This window comes from Pseudomonas gingeri (assembly GCF_013386115.1).
In the GTDB taxonomy this organism is placed as follows: Bacteria; Pseudomonadota; Gammaproteobacteria; order Pseudomonadales; family Pseudomonadaceae; genus Aquipseudomonas; species Aquipseudomonas gingeri.
This window is the reverse complement of the sequence record NZ_JACAOR010000007.1, coordinates 376,766-403,520: the sequence shown is the minus strand read 5'-3', so window position 1 is coordinate 403,520 and position 26,755 is coordinate 376,766. Positions and strand designations below refer to the sequence as shown.

The following is a 26,755-nucleotide window of genomic DNA, read 5'->3' as shown; positions in this document are numbered from 1 at the left end:
AAGAGGCACTCCCGCGAACCCGGGAATGAACCACTCCCGCGCAGCGGGCCCCAAGAGACATTCCCGTGTTCGTGGAATTGAAGACTGACGAGGTGGCTATGTCACAGGTAAAAACGCCGGGCGCGTTCTGGCTGGGTCTGAATCAACGCAAGTTTTTCGACGATTGGGTGATGCTCCTGGCAGCGCTGGGGATCTTCCTGTTCTGCACGCTGTTCATCGACAACTTTCTTTCCCCGCTGAACATGCGCGGCCTCGGCCTGGCGATTTCGACGACCGGGATCGCCGCCTGCACCATGCTGTTCTGCCTGGCCTCGGGTCACTTCGACCTGTCGGTGGGCTCGGTGATCGCCTGTGCGGGGGTGGTGGCGGGGATTGTCATCCGCGATACCGACAGCGTCTTTCTCGGTGTCTCGGCGGCCCTGGCGATGGGCCTGTGCGTGGGGCTGATCAACGGGATCGTGATCGCCAAGCTGCGTATCAATGCGCTGATCGCCACCCTGGCGACCATGCAGATCGTCCGCGGGCTGGCCTATATCTTTTCCAGCGGCAAGGCGGTCGGCGTGATGGACGAAGGGTTCTTTGTCTTCGGCAACGGCCAGCTGTTCGGCGTGCCGGTGCCGATCGTGATCACCGTGCTGTGCTTCCTGTTCTTCGGCTGGCTGCTCAACTACACCACCTACGGGCGCAACACCATGGCCATTGGCGGTAACCAGGAAGCGGCGTTGCTGGCAGGGGTGCAGGTGGACCGGACCAAGATCATCATCTTCGCCGTGCACGGCCTGATTGGCGCGCTGGCCGGGGTGATCCTGGCCTCGCGCATGACCTCCGGCCAACCGATGATCGGCCAGGGCTTCGAGCTGACGGTGATTTCCGCCTGTGTGCTGGGCGGGGTGTCCCTCAGTGGCGGGATCGGCCTGATCCGCCATGTGATTGCCGGAGTGCTGATCCTGGCGATCATCGAGAACGCGATGAACCTGAAGAATATCGACACCTTCTACCAGTACGTGATTCGCGGTTCGATCCTGCTGGTGGCGGTGATCATCGACCGGCTGAAACAGCGTTGACGCGCAGGGCATCGTCTCCTGTTCCCGAAGTCGGCTGGTCGTGCTCCACAGCCGGCAAGCGAAAGGCCATAATGGCCGCCGTTCTGGTACACCTCTCATAGGCTGGATATGCAGGAAGACGCTCCGATCTCCCCGACGAACACGGCCAAGGAGGCCGCGCCCACCGGCACCCAGACCCTGCTGCGTGGCCTGGGCGTGGTGCAGGCGGTGGCCGCTGGTGCCCGTGATCTCAAGGAGATCGCCCGGCGCATCGGCACCACGCGCAGCACCACCCATCGCCTGGCCAGCTGCCTGGTGGAAGAACGCTATCTGCGGGTGGTGCCGCAGGTCGGCTACCTGCTGGGACCGAAGCTGATCGAACTGGGTTTCCAGGCACGGGAAGAACTGCCACTGGTGACCCTGGCCGTGCCGTACCTGGACGAGTTGTCGAGCCTGACCGGCGACACCATCCACCTGGCGATCCGCGAGGATGACGATGTGCTGTACCTGCACAAGAATCCGGGGCGCAACGGCCCGGAGATGCGTTCGCGGGTCGGTCATCGCATGCCGTTGGCACGCACCGGGATCGGCAAGGCACTGCTGCTCGACGATACGGCACGGGAATGGCAACGATTGTATGAAGCGAGCCTGCCGGCGGCGGGGAAAAATGCGCTGTGGCCGCAGCACCGGGAAGCATCCTGGGAGCAGTTCCTGCAGCGTATGCAGGAGTATGCGGCGGGCGGTTATGCGTTCGACCTGGAAGACAACGAACCGTCGATCCGCTGCGTGGCGGCGCCGATCCGCGATGCCGGCCGGCGCATTGTCGCCGGTATCAGTATCGCCAGTACCGTGCCTTACATGCCGCTGGAGAAGATGGCCGAGCTGATTCCGCTGATCAAGAAAGCCGCGGCGGGTATTTCGGCGGAACTGGGCGGCTGACCATCCCTGTGACCTGTGGGATTGAGCGTGTGGCACGAACCCTGTGGGAGCCGGCTTGCCGGCGATAGCGGCCGATCAGGCGCTGCAAGGCTTGCGGGCCTCTTCGCTGGCAGGCCAGCTCCCTCGGGGTGTCAGACCTTCAGCGTCGCCATATCGATGACGAAGCGGTATTTCACATCCCCGGCGATCATGCGGCTGTAGGCCTCGTTGATATCGCGGATATCGAGCATTTCGATATCGCAGGTGATGTTGTGCTCGGCGCAGAAATCCAGCACTTCCTGGGTTTCGGCGATACCGCCGATCAGCGAGCCGGCCAGCACGCGGCGCTTCATCACCAGCTTGCCGGCATGCAGTGCCGGGTCCACCGGTTCGATCAGGCCCACCAGGATATGCACGCCGTCAAAGCGCAGGGTATCGAGGTAGGGATTGAGGTCGTGCTGCACCGGGATGGTGTCCAGCAGGAAATCGAAGTGCCCGGCGGCGGCCTGCATCTGTTTGTCGTCGGTGGACACGATCACATGATCGGCACCCTGGCGACGGGCTTCCTCGGCCTTGCTGGCGGAGCGGGTGAACAGGGTGACTTCGGCACCCACGGCCTTGGCCAGCTTGATGCCCATGTGACCCAGGCCACCCATGCCGAGCACGCCGACCTTGTCACCGGCCTTGATGCCGTAGTGCTTGATCGGCGAGTACATGGTGATGCCGGCGCAAAGCAGCGGGGCGGCGCTGGCCAGGTCGAGTTTTTCCGGGATACGCAGGACGAAGCGTTCGCTGACCACCACGCTGTCGGAGTAACCGCCCATGGTGAGACTGCCGTCCACGCGGTCGGCGCCGCCGTAGGTCATGGTCATGCCTTCCAGGCAGTATTGTTCCAGGTCGGCATGGCAGGCTTCGCAGTGGCGGCAGGAGTCGACCATGCAGCCGACGCCGACCAGATCGCCGACCTTGTAGCGGGTGACATCGCCACCGACGGCGGTGACCTTGCCGACGATTTCATGGCCCGGCATCAGCGGGTAGACGGCGATGCCCCATTCGTTGCGGGCCTGGTGGATATCTGAGTGGCAGACGCCGCAGTAGAGAATCTCGATGGCGACATCGTCCGGTCGTGGCGCGCGACGCTGGAAGGTCATGGGGGCGAGGGGAGTGGTGGCCGATTGAGCGGCATAACCGATGGCGGTGTACATGGAAAAACCTCGCAAGGCAGTGACGGTTGAGGCGGGCCATTCTCTGCGTCGCCCGGCGAGCCGGCCATGACGATTCCTCCGAGTGTCATGCCTAATCCTCCGGCATCGGCGGCCGGCCACTTTCATGTCGCCCAGGACCTGCGATGATGTTTGCATCCCTTTTTCCGTGAAGTTTTTGCCATGCAGTTGACCCGTCATCTCGACGCCAATGCCACCCTGGTTTCATTGCTCCAGCCCCTGGCATCTCGTTCGGGCTTCCTGCCGACCCCGCTGCCCCAGGTGAACATCGTGGCGGCCTACGGCAATGTCTCGCGCTGCCCGCAGATCTACGAGCCGAGCCTGATGATCATCGCCCAGGGCAGCAAGCTCGCCTACCTGGGGCCGCGCATCCTCGAGTATGGGGCGGGGCATTACCTGATCCAGGCGCTGCCGGTGCCTTTCGAGTACGAGACCTTTGCCACGCAGGACGAGCCGTTGCTCGGCGTGTCCATCGGTATCGACCGGGCGATGTTGAGCGAACTGGTGCTGGCCATGGGCCTGGCGACGGAGCGCGGGGCTTCGTCGCAGACACCGGAGTCGATGACCTCGGTGGCACTGGACGACGAGATGCGCCTGAGCGTGGAACGCTTGTTGCGTTGCCTGCATGATCCGCTGGAGTGCCGGGTCATGGGACAGGCGCGCCTGCGCGAGGTGCTGTTCGCCGCGCTGCGCGGACCCCAGGCCGATGTACTGCGGGCGCTGGTGGAACAGCAGGGGCAGTTTGCCCGGCTGGCCGCCTCCCTCAGCCATCTGCACGAGCATTTCGCCGAGCCGCTGAACGTCGATACCCTGGCGGGTTACGCGAACATGAGCACCTCGACCTTCCACGAGCATTTCAAGCGCAGCACCCTGTTGTCGCCGGTGCAGTACCTCAAGCGCCTGCGCCTGATCAAGGCCCAGCGGTTGCTGGTCAGTGATGGCCTGGGCGTGGCCCAGGTGGCGCATCGGGTGGGCTACCAGAGCACGTCGCAGTTCAGTCGGGAGTACAAGCGCTACTTCGAACACAGCCCGGTGGAAGAGGGGAGCCTGGCAGTCCAGTGAGCGTTCCCACGCGCTGCATGGGCAGGCGTCACCTGCAGAGCGGACGCGGAGCGTCCAGTGAGGCATTCCCACGCGGAGCGTGGGAACGATCATAAAAAAAGGCCCCCAGGGGGCCTTTTCGTGACGGGCGGGCGAACTACATGTTCGGGTAGGTCGGTCCGCCGGCGCCTTCCGGCGTCACCCAGGTGATGTTCTGCGCAGGGTCCTTGATGTCACAGGTCTTGCAGTGCACACAGTTCTGGGCGTTGATCTGGAAACGCTTCTCGCCGTCTTCCCGGGTGATCACTTCGTAGACCCCGGCCGGGCAGTAGCGCTGTGCCGGCTCGTCGTACATCGGCAGGTTCTTGCTGATCGGGATGCTCGGATCCTTCAGCTTCAGGTGGCACGGCTGCTCTTCTTCATGGTTGGTACCCGAGATGAACACTGAGCTCAGCTTGTCGAAGCTCAGCTTGCCATCCGGCTTCGGATAATCGATTTTCGTCGAGTCCTTGGCCAGCTTCAGGCAGGCGTAGTCCGGCTTGGTATCGTGCAGGGTGAACGGCAGCTTGCCGCCCATGATGTTCTGGTCGAACCAGTTGAAGCCCGCGCCGATGATCGGCCCGAACTTGTGCATCGCCGGGCCGAAGTTGCGGCTGGCGAACAGTTCTTCGTACAGCCAGCTGGCCTTGAACGACTCGACGTAGCCGGTCAGCTGATCGCCACCCTCGGCGCCGGCCAGCAGCTTCTCGGCCACGGCTTCGGCGGCGAGCATGCCGGACTTCATGGCAGTGTGGCTGCCCTTGATCTTGGCGAAGTTCAGGGTGCCCAGGTCGCAGCCGATCAGCGCGCCGCCGTTGAAGATCATCTTCGGCAGCGAGTTCAGGCCGCCCTTGCAGATGGCGCGGGCGCCGTAGCTGATGCGCTTGCCGCCTTCCAGGTACTGCTTGAGCACCGGGTGATGCTTGAGGCGCTGGAACTCGTCGAACGGCGACAGGAAGGTGTTGCTGTAGGACAGGTCGACGATCAGGCCGACCACCACCTGGTTGTTTTCCAGGTGATAGAGGAACGAGCCGCCGGTGTTCTCGGCGCTCATGATGTCCAGCGGCCAGCCGGCGGTGTGCACCACCAGGCCCGGTTCATGCTTGGCCGGGTCGATTTCCCAGATTTCCTTCAGGCCGATGCCGTAGTGCTGGGCATCGGCGTCGCTGTCGAGCTTGAAACGCGAAATCAGTTGCTTGCCGATATGCCCGCGGCAGCCTTCGGCGAACAGCGTGTACTTGCCGCGCAGTTCCATGCCGGGGGTGTACAGGCCTTCCTTCGGGTTGCCTTCACGGTCGACACCGAGGTCGCCGGTGATGATCCCGCGGACCACGCCGTTCTCGTCGAACAGCGCTTCCTGGGCGGCGAAGCCCGGGTAGATCTCCACGCCCAGGTTCTCGGCCTGCTGGGCCAGCCAGCGGCACAGGTTGCCCAGGGAGATGATGTAGTTGCCTTCGTTGTGCATGGTCTTGGGCACAAAGAAGTCGGGGACCTTGGTCGAGGTCTCGCCGCTGCGCAGGACATAGATGTCGTCACGCTTGACGGGGGTGTTCAGCGGCGCGCCGAGTTCTTTCCAGTCAGGGAACAGTTCGTTCAGGGCCCGTGGTTCGAACACTGCGCCGGAAAGGATATGGGCACCGACTTCGGAGCCTTTTTCCACCACGCAGACGCTGATTTCCTGACCCGCTTCGGCCGCTTTCTGTTTCAGCCGGCAAGCGGCGGACAGGCCTGCGGGGCCGGCACCGACGATGACCACGTCGAATTCCATGTATTCGCGTTCCACAGACTCTCTCCTACTCAAGGCTCAACAGTTTTTCTAATGGTGGAGGTTTGGTGTCGCGCTCCAGTATTCCTGCCCCACGTCGGGAAGAGGATCACGGCGAGACATCTTTCTCTCTAGGCGGCGCATTATATCTACACCACCACCAGCGTCCAATACAAACGTTTGTTTGAAATCGCTGGAAGCCAGATAAATCAAAGTAGCGCGGCTTATGACTGGCCATTTTGCCGTATTGACCGGAATAGGCGTTCCGGTCAAGATACGGGCGGTTTTGCGTTCGCCGTAGGCTAAATGCGGCTCGCAGGAGTACGTCCAAAGACAGGGCGAAGGCACCCGAACGTGAAGCACCACGCCGGTTCGGCGCGGAGTTTACACGTCCCGACGACCCGTGACTGCATAGTCACGTCGGACGAACGGTAGTTATCGGGGAAAAAGGATCCGCTTTTCAGCGTGTCGGCGTTTTTGGAGGTCCTCCTGGGCCAATGAGCATCAACCGCCAGGTTCGCCTAGGCGACTTTCTTTTCACCGGAGAGTGAGGAATCCATGAAGGTTCTTGTAGCTGTCAAACGCGTTGTCGATTACAACGTCAAGGTTCGCGTCAAGGCGGACAATTCCGGCGTAGACCTCGCCAACGTCAAGATGTCGATGAACCCCTTCTGCGAAATCGCAGTGGAAGAAGCGGTACGCCTGAAAGAAAAAGGCGTGGCCACTGAAATCGTCGTCGTCTCCGTCGGCCCGTCCACCGCCCAGGAGCAACTGCGCACCGCGCTGGCCCTGGGTGCCGACCGCGCCATCCTGGTCGAATCGGCCGAAGAGCTGACCTCCCTGGCCGTGGCCAAGCTGCTCAAGGCTGTCGTCGACAAGGAACAGCCTCAGTTGGTGATCCTCGGCAAGCAGGCCATCGACAGCGACAACAACCAGACCGGCCAGATGCTGGCGGCCCTGAGCGGCTACGCCCAAGGCACCTTCGCGTCGAAAGTCGAAGTGTCGGGCGACAAGGTTGCCGTGACCCGCGAAATCGACGGCGGCCTGCAGACCGTTTCGTTGAGCCTGCCGGCCATCGTCACCACCGACCTGCGTTTGAACGAGCCGCGCTATGCGTCCCTGCCGAACATCATGAAAGCCAAGAAGAAGCCGCTTGAGACGCTGACTCCGGATGCTTTGGGCGTTTCCACCGCCTCCACCAACAAGACCCTGAAAGTCGAAGCGCCGGCTGCTCGCAGCGCGGGCATCAAGGTCAAGTCGGTTGCAGAACTGGTCGAGAAACTGAAAAACGAAGCGAAGGTAATCTGATCATGACTATCTTGGTAATCGCCGAACACGACAACAAGGTCGTGGCTCCGGCCACCCTGAACACCGTTGCCGCCGCCGCCAAAATCGGTGGTGACATTCACGTGCTGGTCGCAGGCTCCGGCGCTGGCGCCGTGGCCGAAGCCGCCGCGAAAATCGCCGGTGTGTCGAAAGTGCTGCTGGCCGACAACGCCGCCTACGCGCATCAACTGCCGGAAAACGTGGCTCCTCTGATCGCTGAGCTGGGCAAGGGCTACAGCCACATCCTGGCCGCCGCCACTTCCAACGGCAAGAACATCCTGCCGCGCGTTGCCGCGCAGCTGGACGTCGACCAGATCTCCGAGATCATCTCGGTGGAAAGTGCCGACACCTTCAAGCGTCCGATCTATGCCGGCAACGCCATTGCCACCGTGCAATCGAACGCCGCCGTCAAGGTCATCACCGTGCGTGCCACCGGTTTCGACCCGGTTGCCGCTGAAGGTGGTTCGGCCGCGGTTGAAGCCGTTGCCGCGGCTCACGATGCAGGCAAATCGTCGTTCGTCGGCGAAGAACTGGCCAAGTCCGACCGTCCCGAGCTGACCGCCGCCAAGATCGTCGTTTCCGGCGGCCGTGGCATGCAGAACGGTGACAACTTCAAGCACCTGTACGCCCTGGCCGACAAGCTGGGTGCCGCGGTCGGCGCTTCCCGCGCTGCCGTCGACGCCGGTTTCGTGCCGAACGACATGCAGGTCGGCCAGACCGGCAAGATCGTCGCGCCACAGCTGTACATCGCCGTCGGTATCTCCGGCGCGATCCAACACCTGGCCGGCATGAAGGACTCCAAGGTGATCGTCGCGATCAACAAGGACGAAGAGGCGCCGATCTTCCAGGTGGCCGATTACGGCCTGGTCGCGGACCTGTTCGAAGCCGTACCCGAGCTGGAGAAGCTGGTCTGATCCAGCCACTTCACTTATAAAAGAGCCCGGCCTTCTGGCCGGGTTTTTTTTGCGATTTTTTTTGCCGAACGTTCCCTTGTGGGAGCCGGCTTGCCGGCTCCCACAGGAGGGGCGGACAGGAGAACTGTGCCATGGACGTGCTTCGCGTCGTTACGTCATCACTGCTGTTGGGGCTGTTTGCGCTGCCCGCGCCGGCGTTTGCCGTGGGCAAATGCGAGCGCCTGATCGTCACCGGCAGCCCGGATGCGCCGCCGTACCTGTGGCGCGATCCCGAGGATCCGGTGCATCTGATCGGCGCCAGTGCCGACCTGTTGCGCCAGGTGGGCAGCGAGCTGGGGCTCAAGGTCGAGGTGCTGTATGGCGGCAAGCGCTCCCAGGCCCAGGAAGAAGTGCGCAGCGGGCGCATGGACCTGCTGGTGGATGCGCCGATTGCCCTCGACGAGCTGGATTCGCTGGATTACATCCACCCGGCGCTGGTGCAGAACGACTATCTGGTCTGGACCCGTAACGATTCGACACTCATCTATGACACCGCCACCGACCTGCACGGTCACCGCGGCGCTGTGTCGCAAAAGGCCCGGATGACCCAGCCGTTCGTGGCGTTCGCCAAGGAACAGCTGACGCTGCAATACACCCCGGCCTTGCCCCAGGCGTTCCACAAGCTGCTGCTGGGCGAGGTGGAGTATGTGCTGGCCGGGCGTTATGCCGGTATGGTCACCACCCAGAGCCTGGGCATGGCCGGGGACCTCGGCCCGCGGGCGCGACCGGTGGATCAGCCCGGCCTGTTCCTGGCGGTCTCGCACAACTCGGCCTGCAATGACGCCTGGTTGCGCGGACAGTTGGCGAAAAAGATGACAGAATTGCCCGCTTCCGGCCTGACCGAGGCCGTGTTGCAACGCAATCTGGAGCGTTGGAAGGCGCAGCTCCAACCGGTCAGCGCCCCAAAACAGTAGGAATTTCCATTGAGTATTCGACCTCTATTCGCTGCCCTGGCCGTTGTGGCTCTGGCGGGCTGCGCAGCCGATCCGGCGCCGAATGAACAAATGCGTCTCACCGAGCGAGCCCTCGAACAGGCACGGGCGGTCGGTGCCAAGGCCGACGATGTCGCCGAGCTGAAACTGGCCGAGGGCAAGTTCGAACGTGCCCAATCCGACATGGCCGACCAGTCCTTCAAGAAAGCCCGCATGCGTGCCGAGCAGGCCGAACTGGACGCCCGCCTGGCCGAAGCCCGGGTATTGACCGAGAAAAGCCAGGAACAACTGAAGGTGCTCAACACCCGTATCACGCGCTTGCGCAAGCAATTGGGGGACGCCCAATGATCTCTCCGGGCAAAATGGCCGGCGGCCTGTTGCTGGCGGCCTGCGCCAGCCTGTATGGCTGTGCCGGCCAGCAATCCAGTGATGCGGCCCTGCAGCAGGCTTCGGCCAGCTTCCAGAAGGTCAAGGAAGACACCAATGTGCTGCGCATCGCGCCCAAGGACGTGATCCGCGCCGGCGAGTCGCTGGCCCGCGCCGATCGGCTGTCCAGCTACTGGGGCAGCAGCGCCGACGTGGTGCACTACGCCTACCTGAGCGAGCGTTATTCGCAGATCGCTCGCGAGCACACCGAACAGGTGCTCAACCAGGAACGTGCCGCCAAGCTGGAACTGGAGCGCCAGCGCCTGCAATTGGCCTTGCGTGAATCCAAGTTGCTCAGCGTGCAGCAGCAGGGCAAGTGGGTGGAAGAGCAGATCAACAGCCTGACCAGCATCCAGGCCGATCGCGGGCTGGTCATGACCCTGGGCGACGTGCTGTTCGACACCGGCGAGGCGGAACTGCAGAGTTCGGCCAATCGCACGGTCCTCAAGCTGGTGCAGTTCCTCCAGCTCAACCCCCGGCGCGTGGTGCGGATCGAAGGTTATACGGACAACACCGGGGACAAGGACTTCAACCTGCAGTTGTCCCGCGATCGCGCGCAGTCGGTGGCCGATGTGCTGGTGGACCTGGGCATCGATGAGAAGCGCATCCAGGTCGAGGGTTATGGCGACCAGTACCCGATCGACGTCAACGCCACCGAGCGGGGCAGGGCGCAGAACCGTCGGGTGGAGATCGTCTTCTCCGACGAGAAGGGCCAGCTCGGTGCCGCACGCTGAGGCTTGACCTGCAGGCCCAGGTTCTTCTCGAGACAAACCCGGTATCCGCAAGGTGCCGGGTTTTTTCATGCCTCGATAATCGAAAGACCTGAGCGGGCGCGGAGCGTCCAGGGAGGCGCTGCCACGCCGGGCATGGGGACGATCGAGTCAATTGAGACGCCTGTCTGTGCCCGTACAGTTTTACTTCTCTTGTCACTGTATTGTCGACTATTGTAGAAACTGTGCCAGTACACTTTGAAACTGTTCCGGTATCGTTGCTTCCAAGAATAAAAATGCCGTTGAAACCGAGTGCTGCTTCATGACCAATCTATTGCTCTACCAACGTATTGCGCAGCAGCTGGCCGAAGATATCCGGCGGGGTGTCTATCAGCCGGGCGAGCGTGTGCCTTCGGTACGCAAGATGAGCTCGCAGCTCAATGTCAGCCATGCGACGGTGTTGCAGGCCTACGCCAACCTGGAAGACCAGGGGCTGATCCGTGCACGTCCGCAATCGGGCTACTACGTTCACCAGACCCCCGCGCTGACCGCGCCGACGCCGGATATCGCCCGGGTCGAGCGCCCGGGGCTGGTGACCCGCAGCAGCATCATCCAGCAGGTCCTGGTCGAGTCCCGTCGCGAAGGGGTGTTCCCCTTTGGCGCCGCGGTGCCGTCGGTGGATTACCTGCCGGTGCGGGCGCTGCACCAGCAACTGGCCAAGGTCACGCGGTTTCATAGCCCGCGGGCCTTCAGCTACATGTTCAGCCCCGGCTTCGAGCCGTTGCGGCGCCAGGTGGCGATTCGCATGCGCGATGCCGGCGTGGTGGTCGATCCCTCGGAAGTGGTGATCACCCACGGCTGCGTGGATGCGCTGCAGATGTCGCTGCGGGTGCTGACCCGCCCTGGCGACCTGATCGCCGCCGAATCGCCGACCTATTACGGCCTGCTGCAACTGGCCGACCTGCTGGGCCTGAAGGTCATCGAGATCCCCAGCGATCCGGCCACCGGCATGAGCCTGGAGGCCCTGCAACTGGCGGCCAACCAGTGGTCGATCAAGGCCCTGGTGCTGACCACGCGGCTGAGCAACCCGCTGGGCGGGACCATGCCCGAGGAACGCCAGAAACAATTGCTGCGCCTGGCCTCGGACTTCGATATCCAGATCGTCGAAGACGATATCTACGGCGAACTGATGTTCGAGGTCGGGCGGACCAAGGCCCTCAAGGCCTACGATCGGCTGGACCGGGTGATCTACTGTTCGAGCTTTTCCAAGACGCTGTCGCCCGGGGTGCGGATCGGCTGGATGATCGCCGGCAAGTTCCAGCAGGAAATCCAGCGCCTGCAGACCTTCAGTACCCATTCGGCGTGCAGCGTCACGCAGATGGGCGTGGCGGCCTACCTGGAAAACGGCGGTTATGACCGGCATCTGCGCTATATCCGCCAGGAATACCGCAAGAATCTCAGCGCCTTCCAGCTGGCGGTGCAGCAGTACTTCCCCGAAGGTACGCAGATGACCCGGCCGACCGGTGGTTTCATTCTCTGGGTCAGCCTGCCAGGCAGGGTCAATACCCAGGAGCTGCATGTGCGGGCGCTGCAACAGGGCATCAGCATCGCGCCGGGACTGATCTTCAGCAATACCGAGCAGTTCAACCATTGCATCCGGCTCAACTGCGGGATCCCGTGGAATCGCGAGGCCGACCGGGCGCTGATGACCCTCGGCATGCTGGCCAGCCAGCTCTGCCAGGAAACCGCCGCCGGGCTGTTCTGAGCCCCTGTGTCCGGGCGGCCGCCATTGGCCGTTTCCGGGCACGGGGAGAGGTTGTCCGAACTCTTTACGTCTCTTTACTTGTCTTCAACTGCTCAACAAGCGAGCATATGACCCTCTGTTGTTTACGCCGTAGAGCCCATGACCGCCACTTTCCCTGTGCGCCTGCTGTTGATTGCCTTGCTGACCAGCCTGAGTGTTGGCGGTTCGGCAATGGTTCAGGCCCAGGAAGCGTCTTCGGCCAAGGCGTCGACGGCGACAAAGACCTCCACGGCGACCGCCAAGCCGACAGGCAAGGCCGGCAAGACCCCCGCGCCGCAAAAGAAACCCGTACCGAAAAACACCGCCCCGGTGAAAAAGCGTGCGCCTGTCGCGTCCAGGTCCAAGCCGGCCAGCGAGGTGGTGAAGACCCGCCTGCCACCGGCCAAGCTGGACCTGAGCCTGCCCCAGGACCTGGTCAACAAGATGCAACCGGTGGGTACGGTGCCGCTGTCCAAGAGCCGCCCGCTGTTGCCGCAGATGTTCGGTGAGAAGCCTCCGGGCCAGACGCCGTTTCAGCTCAACGGTCGCTTGCTGAGCAATGAGATGGACCTGCAATTGCGCAACGAGAGCCGGCGGGAAGTGGAAGGCGCGGCCCTGGATTTCGAGTTCAAGCAGTAGATCCCTTCGTTCGGTCATGACACTTCGTCGGTGACTGACCAGTCATATAGCCTGTCATTGAAAAACAATTGTGCGACCAATTTTAAACAGCCGTTTTAGCGGTTACTCTGTCTTCCACACCCCGGGTCCGTTGCGAGGAGCGTGTCGTCATGAACTGCCGTGAAGGTTGTGGCGCCTGTTGCATCGCGCCTTCCATCAGCTCGCCGCTGCCCGGCATGCCGGACGGCAAGCCGGCGGGAGAACGTTGCCTGCATCTCTCGGTCGAACACCTGTGCGAATTGTTCGGCAAGCCTGAGCGACCGGCTGTATGCGGTGGTTTCAAGGCCGATCCCGAGGTCTGTGGCGATAGCCGTGAAGAAGCCATTCGCCTGATCGGCTGGTGGGAGGAAATGACGGCGGCTTGAGGTGTGTTCAATGAACGGAACTTTGACAATAAGGAATAAAACAATGGGTTCGCTGCATCGAATGGCTGTGGTTTGTGGCTTGACTGTCCTGTTGACCGGTACTGCCTGCGCGGAAACCTGGGAAACGGCCAAGGACGAAAACGGGATCAAGGTTTCACTCAGCGAAGTGGCCGGTTCCAAGTACAAGGCCTATCAGGGCGTGACGACGATCAAGGCTTCGGTGGCCAGGATCCGCGCCTTGCAGGAAGACGTGGCCGGCGCCTGCTCCTGGATCCACGAGTGCAAGTCGCAGAAGCTGGTGGACAAGAAAGGTGACGAGAGCTGGACCTATACCCAGTTCAAGGCGCCGTTCCCGGTCACGGATCGCGACTCCTACCTGCATATCACCACCACCAAGGCCGCCGATGGCACCCTGACTCGCAAGCTGGAAGGCGTGCCGACCTACAAGCCGGAAGAGAAGGGTTATGTGCGCGTGGCCCAGGTCGCGGGCTTCTGGAAGCTGGTGCCCAAGGGGGACAACCTCACCGAAGTGACCTACCAGGTGCACACCGAGCCAGGCGGCAGCGTGCCTTCGTGGCTGGCGAACAAGTTCGTGGTGGATGCGCCGTACAACACCCTGCAAGCCCTCAAGGAACACGCCGAGAAGCCGTGAGGCGTTGAAGGGGGTGTGTGAGTGGGCTTATGTGGGAGCGGGCTTGCCCGCGAAGCTTTTGCGCCCTTGAGGGCGCCTTCGCGGGCAAGCCCGCTCCCACAAGGTTCCCCACAAGGTTCATCCTCCGCAAGATCTCTGAACGATCCTCGCTGCCGAGCAGTCCAGATGTTGTAAGCCCGGCTTGGGCTTTATCGAGGAGACACCGATGAAAATGTGGGAAGTCACTTTCGTGGACGATCATGGTGTTCAGACCGTCGAGCACTTCGATTGTGAGCGCGAACCCAGCATGGAGGAGGCCGCGCAGCTGATTCGCGCCAAGCTGCTGCCGGTTCCGGCCGAGCTGGACCTCAACGACCTGGAGGGACGCCGGGCCGATCCAACGGTCAAGAGCCTCAAGGACCAGAACAGCATCCAGATCCTGCACATCGCACCGGCTTCATGAAACTGTATTTTTCCCTCTCGGACCCTCTGGCAGAGCTGCTGGCATCGCGCTACTCTGCAATCGAGATCAGCGAATGATTCGCTAAGGTGGTCTGATCTTGTCAGCTACATGCTTGTTTCCCGGTCGGCAGATACCTGTCGAACTGCCAGCACCGCCCGGTGCCTGGTTCGGGAGTACGGAAAGTCTATCCAACGCTTGCTGAGGAGGACGTTTCATGAGCACAGCCTATCAAGAAGACATCAGCAGCCAGGTGCTGCGCCGCATGAAAGAAGGCGGTTTTGATTTCGCACGCATCCATCCCATCGAGTTCTATGCCATTTTCCCGGACGAGGAGCGGGCACGCAGGGCAGCAGGCAAGTTTCGTGGTGAATCCTTGAATGCCCAGGTCAGTGCCAGGGACGACGGTGCCTGGTACCTGGAGCTGAGCAAGGTGATGTACGCCACCTATGGCGGCATCGATGACTTCGAGCACGACTTCGGGGCGGTGGTCGAACCCCTGGGTGGTGTGATCGAAGGCTGGGGCGTCAAACATCCGATACGTGCGCTCAACTGAACGCATCGATCTCCACACGGCAGCGGCTGACCTCGGGGTCGGCCGTTTTTGTTTGTAAAAAACGCGCACAAAAAAAGGCCGCCCGGGCAGGCGGCCGAACGAGGGCTATGCTGGTTATAGCCATAAGCTTGCTTCGCAATGAAGCGCGGCTGATCGCATTGGGGCGTTTACTGCACAGCTATGGTGCGGCGCAGGTTGGATGTTTATCCAACTTATTGATATCTAAGCGTTTATGCCGATGGCACGGGCCTTGCGAAGGCTCTTGTGACCGGGTGACAAGGAGCACGGCATGATCCGCACCTATTTTGATGAGATGTACGATGCAGGCGGCCAGGTCCGCCCGCATTACCGGGAGTTTGCTCGTTGGCTGGCGGATACTCCGCAGGAATTGCTGGCCCAACGGCGACGCGAGGCCGATCTGCTGTTTCATCGCGCCGGGATTACCTTCACCCTTTATGGCGACGACCAGGGCACCGAGCGCCTGATCCCCTTCGACACGATTCCCCGCAGTATTCCCGCCAGCGAATGGCGGATCGTCGAGCGCGGCTGCATCCAGCGGGTCAAGGCGCTGAACATGTTTCTCGCCGACCTCTACCATGAGCAGCGCATCATCAAGGCCGGGATCATTCCCGCCGAACAGGTGCTGGCCAACGAGCAGTACCAGTTGGCGATGCAGGGCCTGAACCTGCACCGTGATATCTATTCGCATATTTCCGGGGTCGACCTGGTCCGCGATGGCGACGGTACCTACTACGTCCTCGAAGACAACCTGCGCACCCCCAGCGGCGTGAGCTACATGCTCGAAGACCGCAAGATGATGATGCGCCTGTTCCCCGAGCTGTTCGCCGCCCAGCGCATCGCCCCCATCGACCATTACCCGAACCTGCTGCTCGACACCCTGAAAAGCTCCAGCCCGCTGGATAACCCGAGCGTCGTGGTATTGACCCCCGGACGCTTCAACAGTGCGTTCTTCGAACATGCGTTCCTGGCCCGGGAAATGGGGGTGGAACTGGTGGAGGGTGCCGACCTGTTCGTGCGTGACGACAAGGTCTTCATGCGCACCACCGACGGCCCCAAGCAGGTCGACGTGATCTATCGCCGGCTCGACGATGCCTTCCTCGATCCACTGGCGTTCAATCCCGATTCGATGCTGGGCGTACCGGGCCTGCTGTCGTCCTATCGTTCCGGCAATGTCGTACTGGCGAACGCCATCGGCACCGGGGTCGCCGACGACAAGTCGGTGTATCCCTTCGTCACCGACATGATCCGCTTCTACCTGGACGAAGAGCCGATCCTGAAGAACGTGCCGACCTGGCAATGCCGCAAGCCCGAGGAACTCTCCCACGTGCTGGCGCATCTACCAGAACTGGTGGTCAAGGAAACCCAGGGTTCCGGTGGCTACGGCATGCTGGTCGGCCCGGCGGCGAGCGCCGCGGAAATCGAAAATTTCCGCGCCCGGCTCAAGGCCAAGCCCCACGCCTATATCGCCCAGCCGACGTTGTCACTGTCGACCTGCCCGACCTTTGTTGAAAGCGGCATAGCTCCGCGCCACATCGATCTGCGCCCATTTGTCCTGTCCGGTCGTGAAACCCGTGTCGTGCCAGGCGGGCTTACCCGCGTCGCGCTGCGCGAAGGCTCCCTGGTGGTCAACTCGTCCCAAGGGGGCGGAACCAAGGACACCTGGGTGGTCGAGGATTAAGGAAGCCTGCCATGTTAAGTAGAACTGCCTCGGATTTGTACTGGATGTCGCGCTACCTGGAGCGAGCGGAAAACCTCGCGCGGATGCTCGACGGGAGTTACTCGCTGTCGCTGATGCCGCAGGACGGCCGTGGCGATGGCCTGCACGAAATGGCCATGCCGCTGTTGATCACCGGCACCCTGGATGACTACCTGGAGCGCCATGGCGATCTGCACGCCGAACGGCTGCTGCACTTCTTCGCCCTGGACGCCGAGAACCCGGCCAGCATCTACAGTTGCCTGCGTGCCGCGCGGGCCAGCGCCCATGCGGTACGTGGGCGGATTACCGCCGACATGTGGGAAAACATCAACGCCACCTGGCTGGAGATCCGCGGCATCGCCGATCAGGGCCTGGGCAACTACGGCATGAGCCGTTTCTGCGAATGGATCAAGGAGCGTTCGCACCTGTTCCGTGGCGCGTCCTACGGCACCATCATGCGCAACGATGCGTTCCGCTTCATTCGCCTGGGGACCTTTATCGAACGGGCCGACAACACCCTGCGCCTGCTCGACGCCCGCTATGACATGGCCGGCGACCAGGCCGATGCCGTCAGCGACCACACCGCCCATGCGTATTACCAGTGGAGCGCCTTGCTGCGGGCCCTGTCGTCGTTCGAGGCCTACACCGAGATCTACCGCGACGCCCCCGGTGCGCGCCAGGTAGCCGAGTTGCTGCTGCTGCGCGCCGATGTGCCGCGTTCGCTGCGGGCCTGCACGGAAGAAATCGACCAGATCCTCGCCAGCCTGCCCGGCACCAACGGCCGGCCGGCGCAACGCCTGGCGGCCGAGATGGATGCGCGACTGCGCTATACCGGTATCGATGAAATCCTCGAAGAAGGCCTGCACGCCTGGCTGACCGAGTTCATTCCCCTGGTTGCCGAACTGGGCAACGCCATCCACAGTTCCTACCTGGAGGCTGCATGAGACTTTCCATTAGCCACGAGACCACCTATCACTACGCCGACCAGGTGCGGGCGAGCATCCAGTACCTGCGGCTGACCCCCCATGACAGCGAGCGCCAGCATGTGCTCAGCTGGCAGTTGAACCTGCCGCGCCCGGTGCGCGCGCAGCTCGATCCGTTCGGCAATATCCTCCATGTGCTGACCCTCGACGAGCCCCACGAAGCGATCATCATCGGTGCGCGTGGGCAGGTCGATATCGACGAGCAGCGCGAGGCCGAACACGAGAGCCAGTCGGCCCTGCCGTTCCTGCGCATGACCCGCCTGACCGAACCGGATGACGCGCTGCGCGGCTTCGCCGACCGGCAATGCCGCAAGCGCCGCGACCGTTCGGCGCTGATCGACCTGATGCAGGCGCTGAACCAGCACATGGCCTATACGCCGGGCGTGACCGAGGTCGACACCAGCGCGGCCCAGGCTTTCGCCAAGCGTGCCGGGGTGTGCCAGGACCATACCCATGCGTTCCTGGCGTGCGCCCGCAGCCTGGGGATTCCGGCGCGGTACGTGTCGGGGTACCTGTACAGTGAAAACAGCGAGCACCTGTCCAGCCACGCCTGGGCGGAAGCCTGGCTGGACGACGCCTGGTACAGTTTCGACGTGACCAACCAGCTGGCCAGGCCGGAACGGCACCTGAAGCTGGCCGTGGGCCTGGATTACCTGGACGCCTGTCCGGTGCGCGGCATGCGCCGTGGCGGCGGTTTCGAGCAGATGCACGCCAAGGTGCTGGTGTCGCCGACACCGGTGTTGTCGGTACAGCAGCAGTAACTACGCCATACCGATCGTTCCCACGCTCCGCGTGGGAATGCAGCCCGTGACGCTTCGCGTCACAAGAGCGGACGCAGAGCATCCAGAGAGTCATTCCCACGCTCCGCGTGGGAATGATCATCTATTGCGCGGGCACCTTGCGCTTGGCCATATGCTTGAGATAGCCCACCAGCAGATCCAGTTCGCCTTCCGGTAGCACGGCCGGGGCGAACGCCGGCATCTTCGCCTGCGGCCAGTGGCGCAGGCCCTGTGGGTCGCGGATATAGCGCTTGAGAAAACCCTCGGCGAAGTATTCCGTCGGACTGTACGGCACGTTCAGGTCCGGACCGACCTGCGCATCCCCCGCGCCATTGAGCTTATGGCATGCCAGGCAGTTCTTCTGGAACAGCGCAAAGCCCTTGTTCACTGGATCGTTGGCCGCCAGTTTCGGATCGGGCAACAGCGCCGGGAAACGTTCCGCCACCGACGTCAGGCGCTTGATACTGGCAACCTGGAAAGGCCATTGCTCGGGGCTGATATGGCCGGCCTGCGGATGGGTCCACACCAGGTAGAACGGTCCGGCGCCGGGCTTGCCCTCCGCCAGCGGCGGCCAGGGCCTGGCCGGGTCTTCCACCGCCAGCCACGCTTGCGCGCCTTTCTGGTTGAGCAGGGGCCCGGCGCTCAGCTCGGCGGCGAAACCGTCCAGCGCCACCGCCTGCAGATGATCGTCGGCCTTGATGCCGTCCAGCAGCGCCGCGACCGGCACAGCGCGATAGGTCATCTGGCGTTTGTAGGAAACATCGTCATCGATGGTGATGGTCTGGGCCTGGGGATGGGCCAGTAACGCCTCGGTTTCCCAGGTGCGGCTGCCGGAGCCGAGGTCGAGGGTCAGTTGGGCGGCGTGCAGCGGAGCGCACAGCGGGACGATGCTCAGAAGGAAAGTGCTCAGCAGGGTCAATCGTTTCATGCGTTGGCTTTATTCCGTGGGAACGGCGGTAGGGGTGGCCTGGTCGGCGATATCGTCATCATTGTCGAAGGCCCAGGTCGGGGTGTCCTCGACGTGGTCGAACAGCGCATCGCGCAATTCGCTGTAGTTGCCACCGTTCACGATACCGAAATACCCGCGTTTGACCAGCGTGTCCTCGGCTTCCAGGGCGTGCTGGTCGGTGTCGCTGTAGATGACCACGGTGGCATTGGGGTCGAGTACGACCTGGCGCAACTGATAGGCCAGGCCTTCGGCGCTGATGCCGGTGCCGTCTTCCAGGGTCAGGTCGACTTGCAGGGAGTTGTGGATATTGCCGGCGGCGAAGTCGCTGTTATTGCGCAGGTCGAGGATCAGGGCGCCGTCGCGGATCTCGTCGACCGCCCGGTTTACATCGATGATGCCCGCGCGGGCGGAGAAACTGCCGAGCAAGGTGGTTGCGACGGCTGCGGCGGCGATCCAGTGGCGCATGAACCTGTCTCCATCAAGTCATGGCTCAAGATTGGCACACAAAAACGCACCTCGACAGGGAATCGGGATGAGAATTTGTGGTGATGTTGAAAAAACGCCACAGCGTCTAGCCGATCACTTTGGTGAGGTTCGGCAGAATAAGCAGAAGCGTGGTGGCGAATACGATCAAACCGGCCTGGCGGACTTTCGAGTGCTTGAACATGGCTGACTGCCTTTTGTTGTTATTCCTGAAGACGACTGCTCAATAACCGTGTCGGATACCCCGGCAAAACCCGGCGGCAACTCCTACACGGATAACCTTAGAGCCCGCGTCACACTTGTCTTAGAACCATTTCATATGGAAGCCGGCGAAATTATTTTTAAAAAGGCATGAGGCATATGGCCAGCTGGCTAGCGGGCCGTTTGCTAGACGCGTGCGTCCACTAAAACGGTTAAGCGCTTAGCACACTACCGTTCGTCCGAGCGTGAGGGTCAAGGCCAGTGAGCGCTTCGGTCATTGAATCCTGGAGAGCGGAGCCTAAGGTGGGAACAGGGCTTTTTTTCCTACCAGAGCGGTTCGAGGACGTCATGACAGAGGCTTTGATATTCGATGCGGTGCGCACGCCCCGGGGCAAAGGCAAGGCCGATGGCGCCTTGTACAGCGTCAAGCCGGTGAACCTGCTGGCCGGGCTGCTGACGGCGCTGCAGCAACGCCAGGAGCTCGATACCCGTGAAGTGGACGATATCGTGCTCGGATGCGTGACGCCGGTGGGCGACCAGGGCGCCGATATCGCCAAGACCGCCGCGCTGGTGGCGGACTGGGATGTCAGTGTCGCCGGGGTGCAGATCAACCGGTTCTGTGCCTCGGGCCTGGAGGCGGTGAACCTGGGGGCGATGAAGATCCGCTCGGGCTTCGAGGACCTGGTGGTGGTCGGCGGCGTCGAGTCCATGTCGCGGGTGCCGATGGGCAGCGACGGCGGCGCCTGGGTACTCGATCCGCAAACCAATATGCACAGCCATTTCACCCCGCAGGGCATCGGTGCGGACCTGATTGCCACGCTGGAAGGCTTCAGTCGCCAGGATGTCGACCGCTTTGCCCTGCAATCGCAGCAGAAGGCCGCACGGGCCCGGGCGGCCGGGGCATTCTGCAAGTCGCTGGTGCCGGTGGCGGATCAGAACGGCATTGTCCTGCTGGACCATGACGAGTTCATTCGGGCCGATTCGACCCTCGAAGGCCTGGGCAAGCTCAAGCCGAGTTTCGAAATGATCGGCCAGTTGGGCTTCGACGCCACGGCCTTGCGGGTCTACAGCCATGTCGAGCGTATCCACCATGTGCATACCCCTGGCAACAGTTCCGGGATCGTCGACGGCGCGGCACTGATGTTGCTCGGCTCTGAAGCCAAGGGCCGCGAGCTGGGCCTGCGGCCACGGGCGCGGATCGTCGCCACCGCCGTGACCAGCACCGACCCGACCATCATGCTCACCGGGCCGGCCCCGGCGACGCGCAAGGCCCTGGCCAGGGCCGGCCTGCGGATCGAGGACATCGATCTGTTCGAAGTCAACGAAGCCTTTGCCTCGGTGGTGCTGAAGTTCATTCGGGACATGGCCATCGATCCGGACAAGGTCAATGTCAATGGCGGCGCCATCGCCATGGGCCATCCCCTCGGCGCCACCGGCTGCGCGATTCTCGGCACCTTGCTCGACGAGCTTGAGGTCCGGCAGTTGCGCTATGGCCTGGCAACCTTGTGTGTCGGTGGCGGCATGGGTATCGCCACCGTTATCGAACGCCTTTGAACCGATCGGGAAACCTGCCATGACTGATGCCATTCGTTACGAAAAGGGTGCTGACCGGATCGTCGTCCTGACCCTGGACATGCCCGGCCAGACGGCCAACACCATGAACGCGGCGTACCGCGAGGCCATGGCCGCCTGCGTGGCGCGCCTGCAGGCCGAACGCGATGAACTGGCCGGTGTGATCATCACCTCGGCCAAGCCGACCTTCTTTGCCGGCGGCGACCTCAACGAACTGATCAAGGTCACGCCGGCGCAGGCACAAGGCTTCCACGACGGCGTGCTCGAACTGAAGGCCCAGTTGCGCGCCCTGGAAACCCTGGAGCGGCCCGTAGTCGCGGCGATCAACGGTGCCGCGCTGGGCGGTGGCTGGGAGATCTGCCTGGCCTGCCAGCATCGCATCGCCCTCGATCACCCGGCCGTGCAACTGGGCTTGCCGGAAGTGACCCTCGGCCTGCTGCCGGGCGGTGGCGGGGTGGTGCGCATGGTGCGCCTGCTCGGGCTGGAAAAGGCCCTGCCGTACCTGCTCGAAGGCAAGAAGGTCTCGGCGCGACAAGCCCTGCAGGCCGGCCTGATCGGCGAGTTGGCGAGCGATACCGGGGACATGCTGGACAAGGCCCGGGCCTGGATCATCGGGCATCCGACGGCCAGGCAACCCTGGGATCTGCCGGGTTATCGCTTGCCGGGCGGCACGCCGGCCGATCCCAAGGTGGCGCAGATGCTCGCCATCGCCCCGTCGATCCTGCGCGCCAAGACCCAGGGCTGCTTCCCGGCGCCGGAGAAAATCCTCTGTGCGGCGGTGGAGGGCGCGCAGGTCGATTTCGCCACCGCGCACCTGATCGAGACCCGCTACTTCACCGAGCTGACCACCGGCCAGGTGGCGAAGAACATGATCGGCACCTTCTGGTTCCAGCTCAACGAGATCAACGCCGGCGGTTCGCGGCCCAAGGGCTTCGCGCCATACACCACGCGCAAGGTCGGCGTGCTCGGCGCCGGCATGATGGGGGCTGGCATCGCCCATGTCAGCGCCGTGGCCGGGATCGAAGTGGTGCTCAAGGACATCAGCCTCGCCGCCGCCGAGAAGGGCAAGGCCCACTCGGCAGCGTTGCTGGAGCAGAAGATCGCCCGTGGTCAACTGACCGCCGAGCAGCGTGACGCCATCCTCGCGCGTATCCAGCCGACCGAGCAGGACAGCGACCTGGCCGGCTGCGACCTGATCATCGAAGCGGTGTTCGAAGACCGCGATCTCAAGGCCAGGGTCTCGGCCGCCGCGCAGCGTATCGTCGGCGACGCCGCGGTGATTGCCTCCAACACCTCGACCCTGCCCATCACCGGCCTGGCCACGGCGGTGCCGCAACAGGACAGATTCATCGGCCTGCACTTCTTCAGCCCGGTGGAGAAGATGCAACTGGTGGAAATCATCCGGGGCGCGCAGACCAGCGACGCAACCCTGGCCCGTGGCTTCGACTTTGTCCGGCAGATCCGCAAGACGCCCATCGTGGTCAACGACAGCCGTGGCTTTTTCACTTCGCGGGTCTTCGGCACCTTCACCAACGAAGGCATCGCCATGCTCGGCGAAGGCATCTCGGCGCCGATGATCGAAACCGAGGCGCGCAAGGCTGGCATGCCGGTGGGGCCGCTGGCGATTGCCGATGAAGTGTCGCTGAGCCTGATGAGTCATATCCGCCAGCAGACCGCCAGGGACCTGCAAGCCGAAGGCAAGGCCATGCCGCGGCATCCGGCGTTTGCGGTGATCGACCTGTTGCTGGAATACAAGCGTCCGGGCAAGGCCGCCGGCGCTGGCTTCTACGACTACCCGGCGGGGGCGCCGAAACACGTGTGGCCGGAGTTGAAGAGCCGCTTCGAGCAATCCGGGCGGCAGATTTCGCCCCAGGATGTGCGCGACCGCCTGCTTTTCGTGCAGGCCCTGGAAACCGTGCGCTGCCTGGAGGAGGGCGTCTTGCAGTCGACGGCGGATGCCAATATCGGCTCGATCTTCGGCATCGGCTTTGCCGCCTGGAGTGGCGGGGCCCTGCAGTTCATCAACCAGTACGGCCTGGCGGACTTTATCGCCCGCGCCCGTTACCTGGCCGAGCAGTACGGCGAACGTTTCGCGCCGCCGGCGCTGCTGTTGGACAAGGCGGCCAGGGGCGAGCGGTTCTGAACGGCTGGGACCGGGCCTGATCCTGGCCGGGCCTGTTCTTCGCTGAATCAGGCCTGACAATGGCGCGTTCTGTGCTTGCCTTGAAAGGCCGTTTCAAGGCAGGCTCAGGCCTCACTCTTTGTCTTTTGTGCCAGGTACTTTTATGTCGTTACGCATCTGCATTCTGGAAACCGATGTCCTGCGTCCGGAACTGGTCGATCAATATCAGGGCTACGGGCAGATGTTCGAGCGTCTGTTCTCCCGTCAGCCGATTGCCGCCGAGTTCAGTGTCTACAACGTGATGCAGGGCGACTACCCGAGTGACGAGCTGACCTTCGATGCCTACCTGGTAACCGGCAGCAAGGCTGATTCCTTCGGCAGCGACCCGTGGATCCAGACCCTCAAGACCTATCTGCTCGATCGTTACCAGCGCGGCGACAAGCTGCTGGGCATCTGCTTCGGCCACCAACTGCTGGCGCTGCTGCTGGGCGGCAAGACCGAGCGTGCCAGCCAGGGCTGGGGCGTCGGCACCCACCAGTACAAGATGGCCGCCAAGGCGCCGTGGATGAGCCCGGTGATGGAAGAGCTGACGCTGCTGATCAGCCACCAGGACCAGGTCACCGAACTGCCGGAAAACGCCACCGTGATCGCCAGCAGCGATTTCTGTCCGTATGCCGCCTATCACATCAACGACCAGGTGCTGTGCTTCCAGGGGCACCCGGAGTTTATCCACGACTATTCGCGGGCCCTGCTGGACATTCGCCAGCAGAACCTCGGCGAGCAGATCTATTCCAAGGGTATCGCCAGCCTGGAGCACGACCACCACGGCACCACGGTGGCGGAGTGGATGATGCGTTTCGTCGCCCACAAGCCGCAGGCCACCTCCGCCTGACAACGGCTACCTGATCATTCCCACGCTCCGCGTGGGAATGCCTCGCTGGACGCTCCGCGTCCGCTCTGCGGGTGACGCGGAGCGTCACGGGCTGCATGCCCACGCAGAGCGTGGGAACGATCCGCGATCGACTACAGCCATCCGGATTTCTTGAAGCTGGCCCACAAGCCCGTGCATCCCACGGCGATAAATCCCAGCACGGCAAAATAGCCGTAATGCCAGCTCAGCTCCGGCATGTTCTGGAAGTTCATCCCGTAGATTCCCGCCACCGCTGTCGGAAACGCCAGGATCGCCGCCCAGGCGGCAAACTTGCGCTGCACGATGCTCTGCCGGGCGGCCTCCAGCAGCACGCCGATCTCGATGGTCTGGCTGGCGATATCGCGCAGGGTCGAGAGGTCTTCCATCTGCCGCGTCACATGGATCTGCACGTCACGGAAATACGGACGCATGTTCTTGTCGATAAACGGGAAGTCCAGGCGCGAGACTTCCTCGCTGATCTCCACCATGGGCGCCACGTAGCGACGCAGGCGTAACACGTCCCGGCGCAGGTGGTGGATGCGCTGGATATCGCCTTCGTTCAGCGAACTGCTGAGCACGTTCCTTTCCAGCTCGTCGATTTCGGCATGGATGGCCTCGCTGACCGGCTGATAGCTTTCGGTGACGAAGTCCAGCAGGGCGTAGAGCACGAAGTCCTCGCCATGCTCCAGCAGCAGCGGGCGCGCCTCGCAGCGCTGGCGGACGTGGGCGTAGGACTTCGAGTGGCCGTTGCGGCAGGTGATGATGTAGCCATTGCCGGCAAAGATATGGGTCTCGATGAACTCCAGCTTGCCCTCATGGCGAATCGGCGAATAGGTGACGATAAACAGCGCATCGCCGAAGGTTTCCAGCTTCGGCCGGCTGTGTTTTTCCAGGGCGTCCTCAATGGCCAGTTCATGCAGGTTGAACTGTTTCTGCAGGTTGGCGAGTTCCTGGGCATTGGGTTCTTCGAGACCGATCCAGACAAAGTGATCGGGTTTCGCCGCCCAGGCGGCGCCCTCGTCGAGGGTGATGTTGGTGACCTTTCTACCGGCACTGTAAACCGCCGCGGCAACGACTCTACCCATAATGCTGATCTTCTTCTTTTAAAAGGGGAAAGACAGGCTGCAGCTTAGCCTGCCCAGGCTCTTCAGAGTCGGCAAAGCAGCGGGAGTTCGTGGAAAAACCGCAACTTTCATGTTGCGGCGCGCGGCTCCCCGGGGCGGGAGCCATGGTGGTCCGGGCCAGCGCGAGCGGGCGCTCGATCAGGCCGCCTGCAACTGCCGATCCATCGCGGCGATACAGTCGCGCATCTGTTCCCGGCACTGGGCGATCAGCATCGGCATATCGTCCAGCGTCAGCCCGGCGGTGGGGATCGCCGGCAGCGAGCGGATCATCACCTTGCCGCCGTGCCAGCGGTTCAGGCGCATATGCCGGATATAGCTGCTGACACACACCGGCACGATGGGCACGCCGGCGGCGATTGCCATCTGGAAGGCGCCTTTCTTGAACGGCAGCAGGTCTTCGCCAAGATTGCGGGTGCCTTCGGGAAAGACCCAGATCGAGGTGTCCTTGTGTTGCAGGGTCTCGGTGGTGGTCAGCATCGACTGGCGCGCCTTGAAGGCATTGCCGCGATCGATCAGCACATTGCCCGCCAGCCAGAACAACTGGCCGAACAGCGGCACCCACTTCAGGCTTTTCTTGCCGATGCACACGGTGCGGCGTGGCACCACGTTACCGAACACGAACAGGTCATAGTTGGACTGGTGGTTGGCGATGATCACGCAGCTTTGTGGCTTGTCCATCAATGGCCCGACCTCGGCCTTGACCCGCAGGCGCAGGATGCACATGGCTGGCCAGGCATACAGGCGGGCACACAGCCGGCTGTTATCCGGATTGAACGGGCGGCACAGCCCGAGTACCACGCCGATCACGCCAGCGACGATAAAATGCAGCCCCATCAATAACATACGCAACAGAAACAGCATCGAACGGGCCCGCCAGGACAAAAGGTGGCGCAGTGTACGGATGTGCACTGTTTTCGGCAATTAGTCCGATAGAGGCCGGAGATGGGCGATGTTTTAGCGCATGTTTCGCGCTACGGCGTCAGGCGCGGTCTAGAGCGGTTGCAGCGGGTACGAACGTACCTGTAGGAAAAAGCCCGACTCGAAGTCGGGCTGTTCCACAGGCAAT

General features: G+C 62.7%; 26 protein-coding genes. 20 read left to right on the top strand and 6 right to left on the bottom strand.

Going from position 1 to position 26,755, the window contains the following annotated elements; all coding sequences use genetic code 11:
• The first annotated feature begins 98 nt into the window (after positions 1-98).
• Together araH and HX881_RS14195 are read left to right on the top strand one after the other, a co-directional pair.
• A complete protein-coding gene (araH, locus tag HX881_RS14200) occupies positions 99-1,064 on the top strand; it encodes an L-arabinose ABC transporter permease AraH (protein WP_042934472.1) in 966 nt (321 codons plus the stop codon).
• Positions 1,065-1,172: 108 nt separating this feature from the next.
• Positions 1,173-1,982, top strand: coding sequence for an IclR family transcriptional regulator (locus HX881_RS14195; protein ID WP_177085082.1), 810 nt, complete (start codon positions 1,173-1,175; stop codon positions 1,980-1,982).
• Positions 1,983-2,113: 131 nt separating this feature from the next.
• Here the strand turns inward: HX881_RS14195 and HX881_RS14190 are convergent, their stop codons facing one another.
• Positions 2,114-3,166 carry an NAD(P)-dependent alcohol dehydrogenase gene (locus HX881_RS14190; RefSeq protein WP_017123915.1) on the bottom strand — a complete coding sequence of 351 codons (1,053 nt, stop codon included), beginning with the start codon at positions 3,164-3,166 and terminating at the stop codon, positions 2,114-2,116.
• 180 nt (positions 3,167-3,346) lie between these two features.
• Here HX881_RS14190 and HX881_RS14185 point away from each other — a divergent pair, with 180 nt between their 5' ends.
• Positions 3,347-4,246, top strand: a complete 900-nt coding sequence (locus HX881_RS14185) for an AraC family transcriptional regulator (protein ID WP_177085080.1) — start codon at positions 3,347-3,349, stop codon at positions 4,244-4,246.
• A gap of 136 nt (positions 4,247-4,382) precedes the next feature.
• Here the strand turns inward: HX881_RS14185 and HX881_RS14180 are convergent, their stop codons facing one another.
• Positions 4,383-6,047 (bottom strand): 4Fe-4S dicluster domain-containing protein, encoded by a 1,665-nt coding sequence (locus tag HX881_RS14180; RefSeq protein ID WP_177085078.1) that lies wholly within the window; start codon positions 6,045-6,047, stop codon positions 4,383-4,385.
• 540 nt (positions 6,048-6,587) lie between these two features.
• Between HX881_RS14180 and HX881_RS14175 the strand changes: the two genes are divergently transcribed.
• From HX881_RS14175 to HX881_RS14110, 14 genes are all read left to right on the top strand, one after another.
• The gene (locus tag HX881_RS14175) at positions 6,588-7,337 is read left to right on the top strand and encodes an electron transfer flavoprotein subunit beta/FixA family protein (RefSeq protein WP_017123912.1); all 750 of its coding nucleotides are present in this window, start codon (positions 6,588-6,590) and stop codon (positions 7,335-7,337) included.
• Between the two features lie 2 nt (positions 7,338-7,339).
• Complete coding sequence (locus HX881_RS14170; protein ID WP_177085076.1) at positions 7,340-8,269, top strand: electron transfer flavoprotein subunit alpha/FixB family protein; 930 nt, start codon at positions 7,340-7,342, stop codon at positions 8,267-8,269.
• Between the two features lie 131 nt (positions 8,270-8,400).
• A complete protein-coding gene (locus tag HX881_RS14165) occupies positions 8,401-9,222 on the top strand; it encodes a substrate-binding periplasmic protein (RefSeq protein WP_177085074.1) in 822 nt (273 codons plus the stop codon).
• Between the two features lie 9 nt (positions 9,223-9,231).
• Positions 9,232-9,588: a DUF4398 domain-containing protein gene (locus tag HX881_RS14160; RefSeq protein WP_042934468.1), complete on the top strand. Its 357-nt coding sequence runs from the start codon at positions 9,232-9,234 to the stop codon at positions 9,586-9,588.
• Positions 9,585-10,400, top strand: coding sequence for an OmpA family protein (locus HX881_RS14155; RefSeq protein ID WP_042934467.1), 816 nt, complete (start codon positions 9,585-9,587; stop codon positions 10,398-10,400). Before HX881_RS14160 ends, HX881_RS14155 begins: the two co-directional genes overlap by 4 nt.
• Before the next feature lie 298 nt (positions 10,401-10,698).
• Positions 10,699-12,141, top strand: coding sequence for an aminotransferase-like domain-containing protein (locus HX881_RS14150; protein ID WP_017123907.1), 1,443 nt, complete (start codon positions 10,699-10,701; stop codon positions 12,139-12,141).
• Positions 12,142-12,279: 138 nt separating this feature from the next.
• Positions 12,280-12,798, top strand: coding sequence for a hypothetical protein (locus tag HX881_RS14145; protein WP_177085072.1), 519 nt, complete (start codon positions 12,280-12,282; stop codon positions 12,796-12,798).
• 149 nt (positions 12,799-12,947) lie between these two features.
• Positions 12,948-13,202 carry a YkgJ family cysteine cluster protein gene (locus HX881_RS14140; RefSeq protein WP_017123905.1) on the top strand — a complete coding sequence of 85 codons (255 nt, stop codon included), beginning with the start codon at positions 12,948-12,950 and terminating at the stop codon, positions 13,200-13,202.
• A 43-nt stretch (positions 13,203-13,245) separates the two neighbouring features.
• On the top strand, positions 13,246-13,854 hold the full coding sequence (locus HX881_RS14135) for an START domain-containing protein (RefSeq protein WP_177085070.1): 609 nt from the start codon (positions 13,246-13,248) through the stop codon (positions 13,852-13,854).
• A gap of 205 nt (positions 13,855-14,059) precedes the next feature.
• On the top strand, positions 14,060-14,296 hold the full coding sequence (locus tag HX881_RS14130; RefSeq protein ID WP_017123925.1) for a hypothetical protein: 237 nt from the start codon (positions 14,060-14,062) through the stop codon (positions 14,294-14,296).
• 214 nt (positions 14,297-14,510) lie between these two features.
• Positions 14,511-14,849 (top strand): ribonuclease E inhibitor RraB, encoded by a 339-nt coding sequence (locus tag HX881_RS14125; RefSeq protein ID WP_017123926.1) that lies wholly within the window; start codon positions 14,511-14,513, stop codon positions 14,847-14,849.
• Between the two features lie 289 nt (positions 14,850-15,138).
• Complete coding sequence (locus HX881_RS14120) at positions 15,139-16,548, top strand: circularly permuted type 2 ATP-grasp protein (RefSeq protein WP_017123927.1); 1,410 nt, start codon at positions 15,139-15,141, stop codon at positions 16,546-16,548.
• Positions 16,549-16,559: 11 nt separating this feature from the next.
• Complete coding sequence (locus HX881_RS14115) at positions 16,560-17,510, top strand: alpha-E domain-containing protein (protein WP_042934473.1); 951 nt, start codon at positions 16,560-16,562, stop codon at positions 17,508-17,510.
• Positions 17,507-18,310: a transglutaminase family protein gene (locus HX881_RS14110; protein ID WP_017123929.1), complete on the top strand. Its 804-nt coding sequence runs from the start codon at positions 17,507-17,509 to the stop codon at positions 18,308-18,310. The genes HX881_RS14115 and HX881_RS14110 overlap by 4 nt, the downstream gene beginning before the upstream one ends.
• 121 nt (positions 18,311-18,431) lie before the next feature.
• Here HX881_RS14110 and HX881_RS14105 read toward each other — a convergent pair whose 3' ends face one another.
• Positions 18,432-19,256, bottom strand: a complete 825-nt coding sequence (locus HX881_RS14105) for a cytochrome c (protein WP_177085067.1) — start codon at positions 19,254-19,256, stop codon at positions 18,432-18,434.
• 9 nt (positions 19,257-19,265) lie between these two features.
• Complete coding sequence (locus tag HX881_RS14100) at positions 19,266-19,742, bottom strand: rhodanese-like domain-containing protein (protein WP_017123931.1); 477 nt, start codon at positions 19,740-19,742, stop codon at positions 19,266-19,268.
• Positions 19,743-20,309: 567 nt separating this feature from the next.
• Here HX881_RS14100 and HX881_RS14095 point away from each other — a divergent pair.
• From HX881_RS14095 to HX881_RS14085, 3 genes are all read left to right on the top strand, one after another.
• A complete protein-coding gene (locus HX881_RS14095; protein WP_177085065.1) occupies positions 20,310-21,515 on the top strand; it encodes an acetyl-CoA C-acetyltransferase in 1,206 nt (401 codons plus the stop codon).
• Between the two features lie 19 nt (positions 21,516-21,534).
• Entirely contained in the window at positions 21,535-23,676 is a 2,142-nt protein-coding gene (locus tag HX881_RS14090; protein WP_177085063.1) for a 3-hydroxyacyl-CoA dehydrogenase NAD-binding domain-containing protein, read from the top strand.
• 142 nt (positions 23,677-23,818) lie between these two features.
• Positions 23,819-24,547 (top strand): amidotransferase, encoded by a 729-nt coding sequence (locus tag HX881_RS14085; RefSeq protein WP_017123935.1) that lies wholly within the window; start codon positions 23,819-23,821, stop codon positions 24,545-24,547.
• 131 nt (positions 24,548-24,678) lie between these two features.
• Here HX881_RS14085 and HX881_RS14080 read toward each other — a convergent pair whose 3' ends face one another.
• Positions 24,679-25,650, bottom strand: coding sequence for a magnesium and cobalt transport protein CorA (locus HX881_RS14080; RefSeq protein WP_103033038.1), 972 nt, complete (start codon positions 25,648-25,650; stop codon positions 24,679-24,681).
• Positions 25,651-25,827: 177 nt separating this feature from the next.
• A complete protein-coding gene (locus HX881_RS14075; protein ID WP_177085061.1) occupies positions 25,828-26,550 on the bottom strand; it encodes a lysophospholipid acyltransferase family protein in 723 nt (240 codons plus the stop codon).
• Positions 26,551-26,755: the final 205 nt, after the last annotated feature.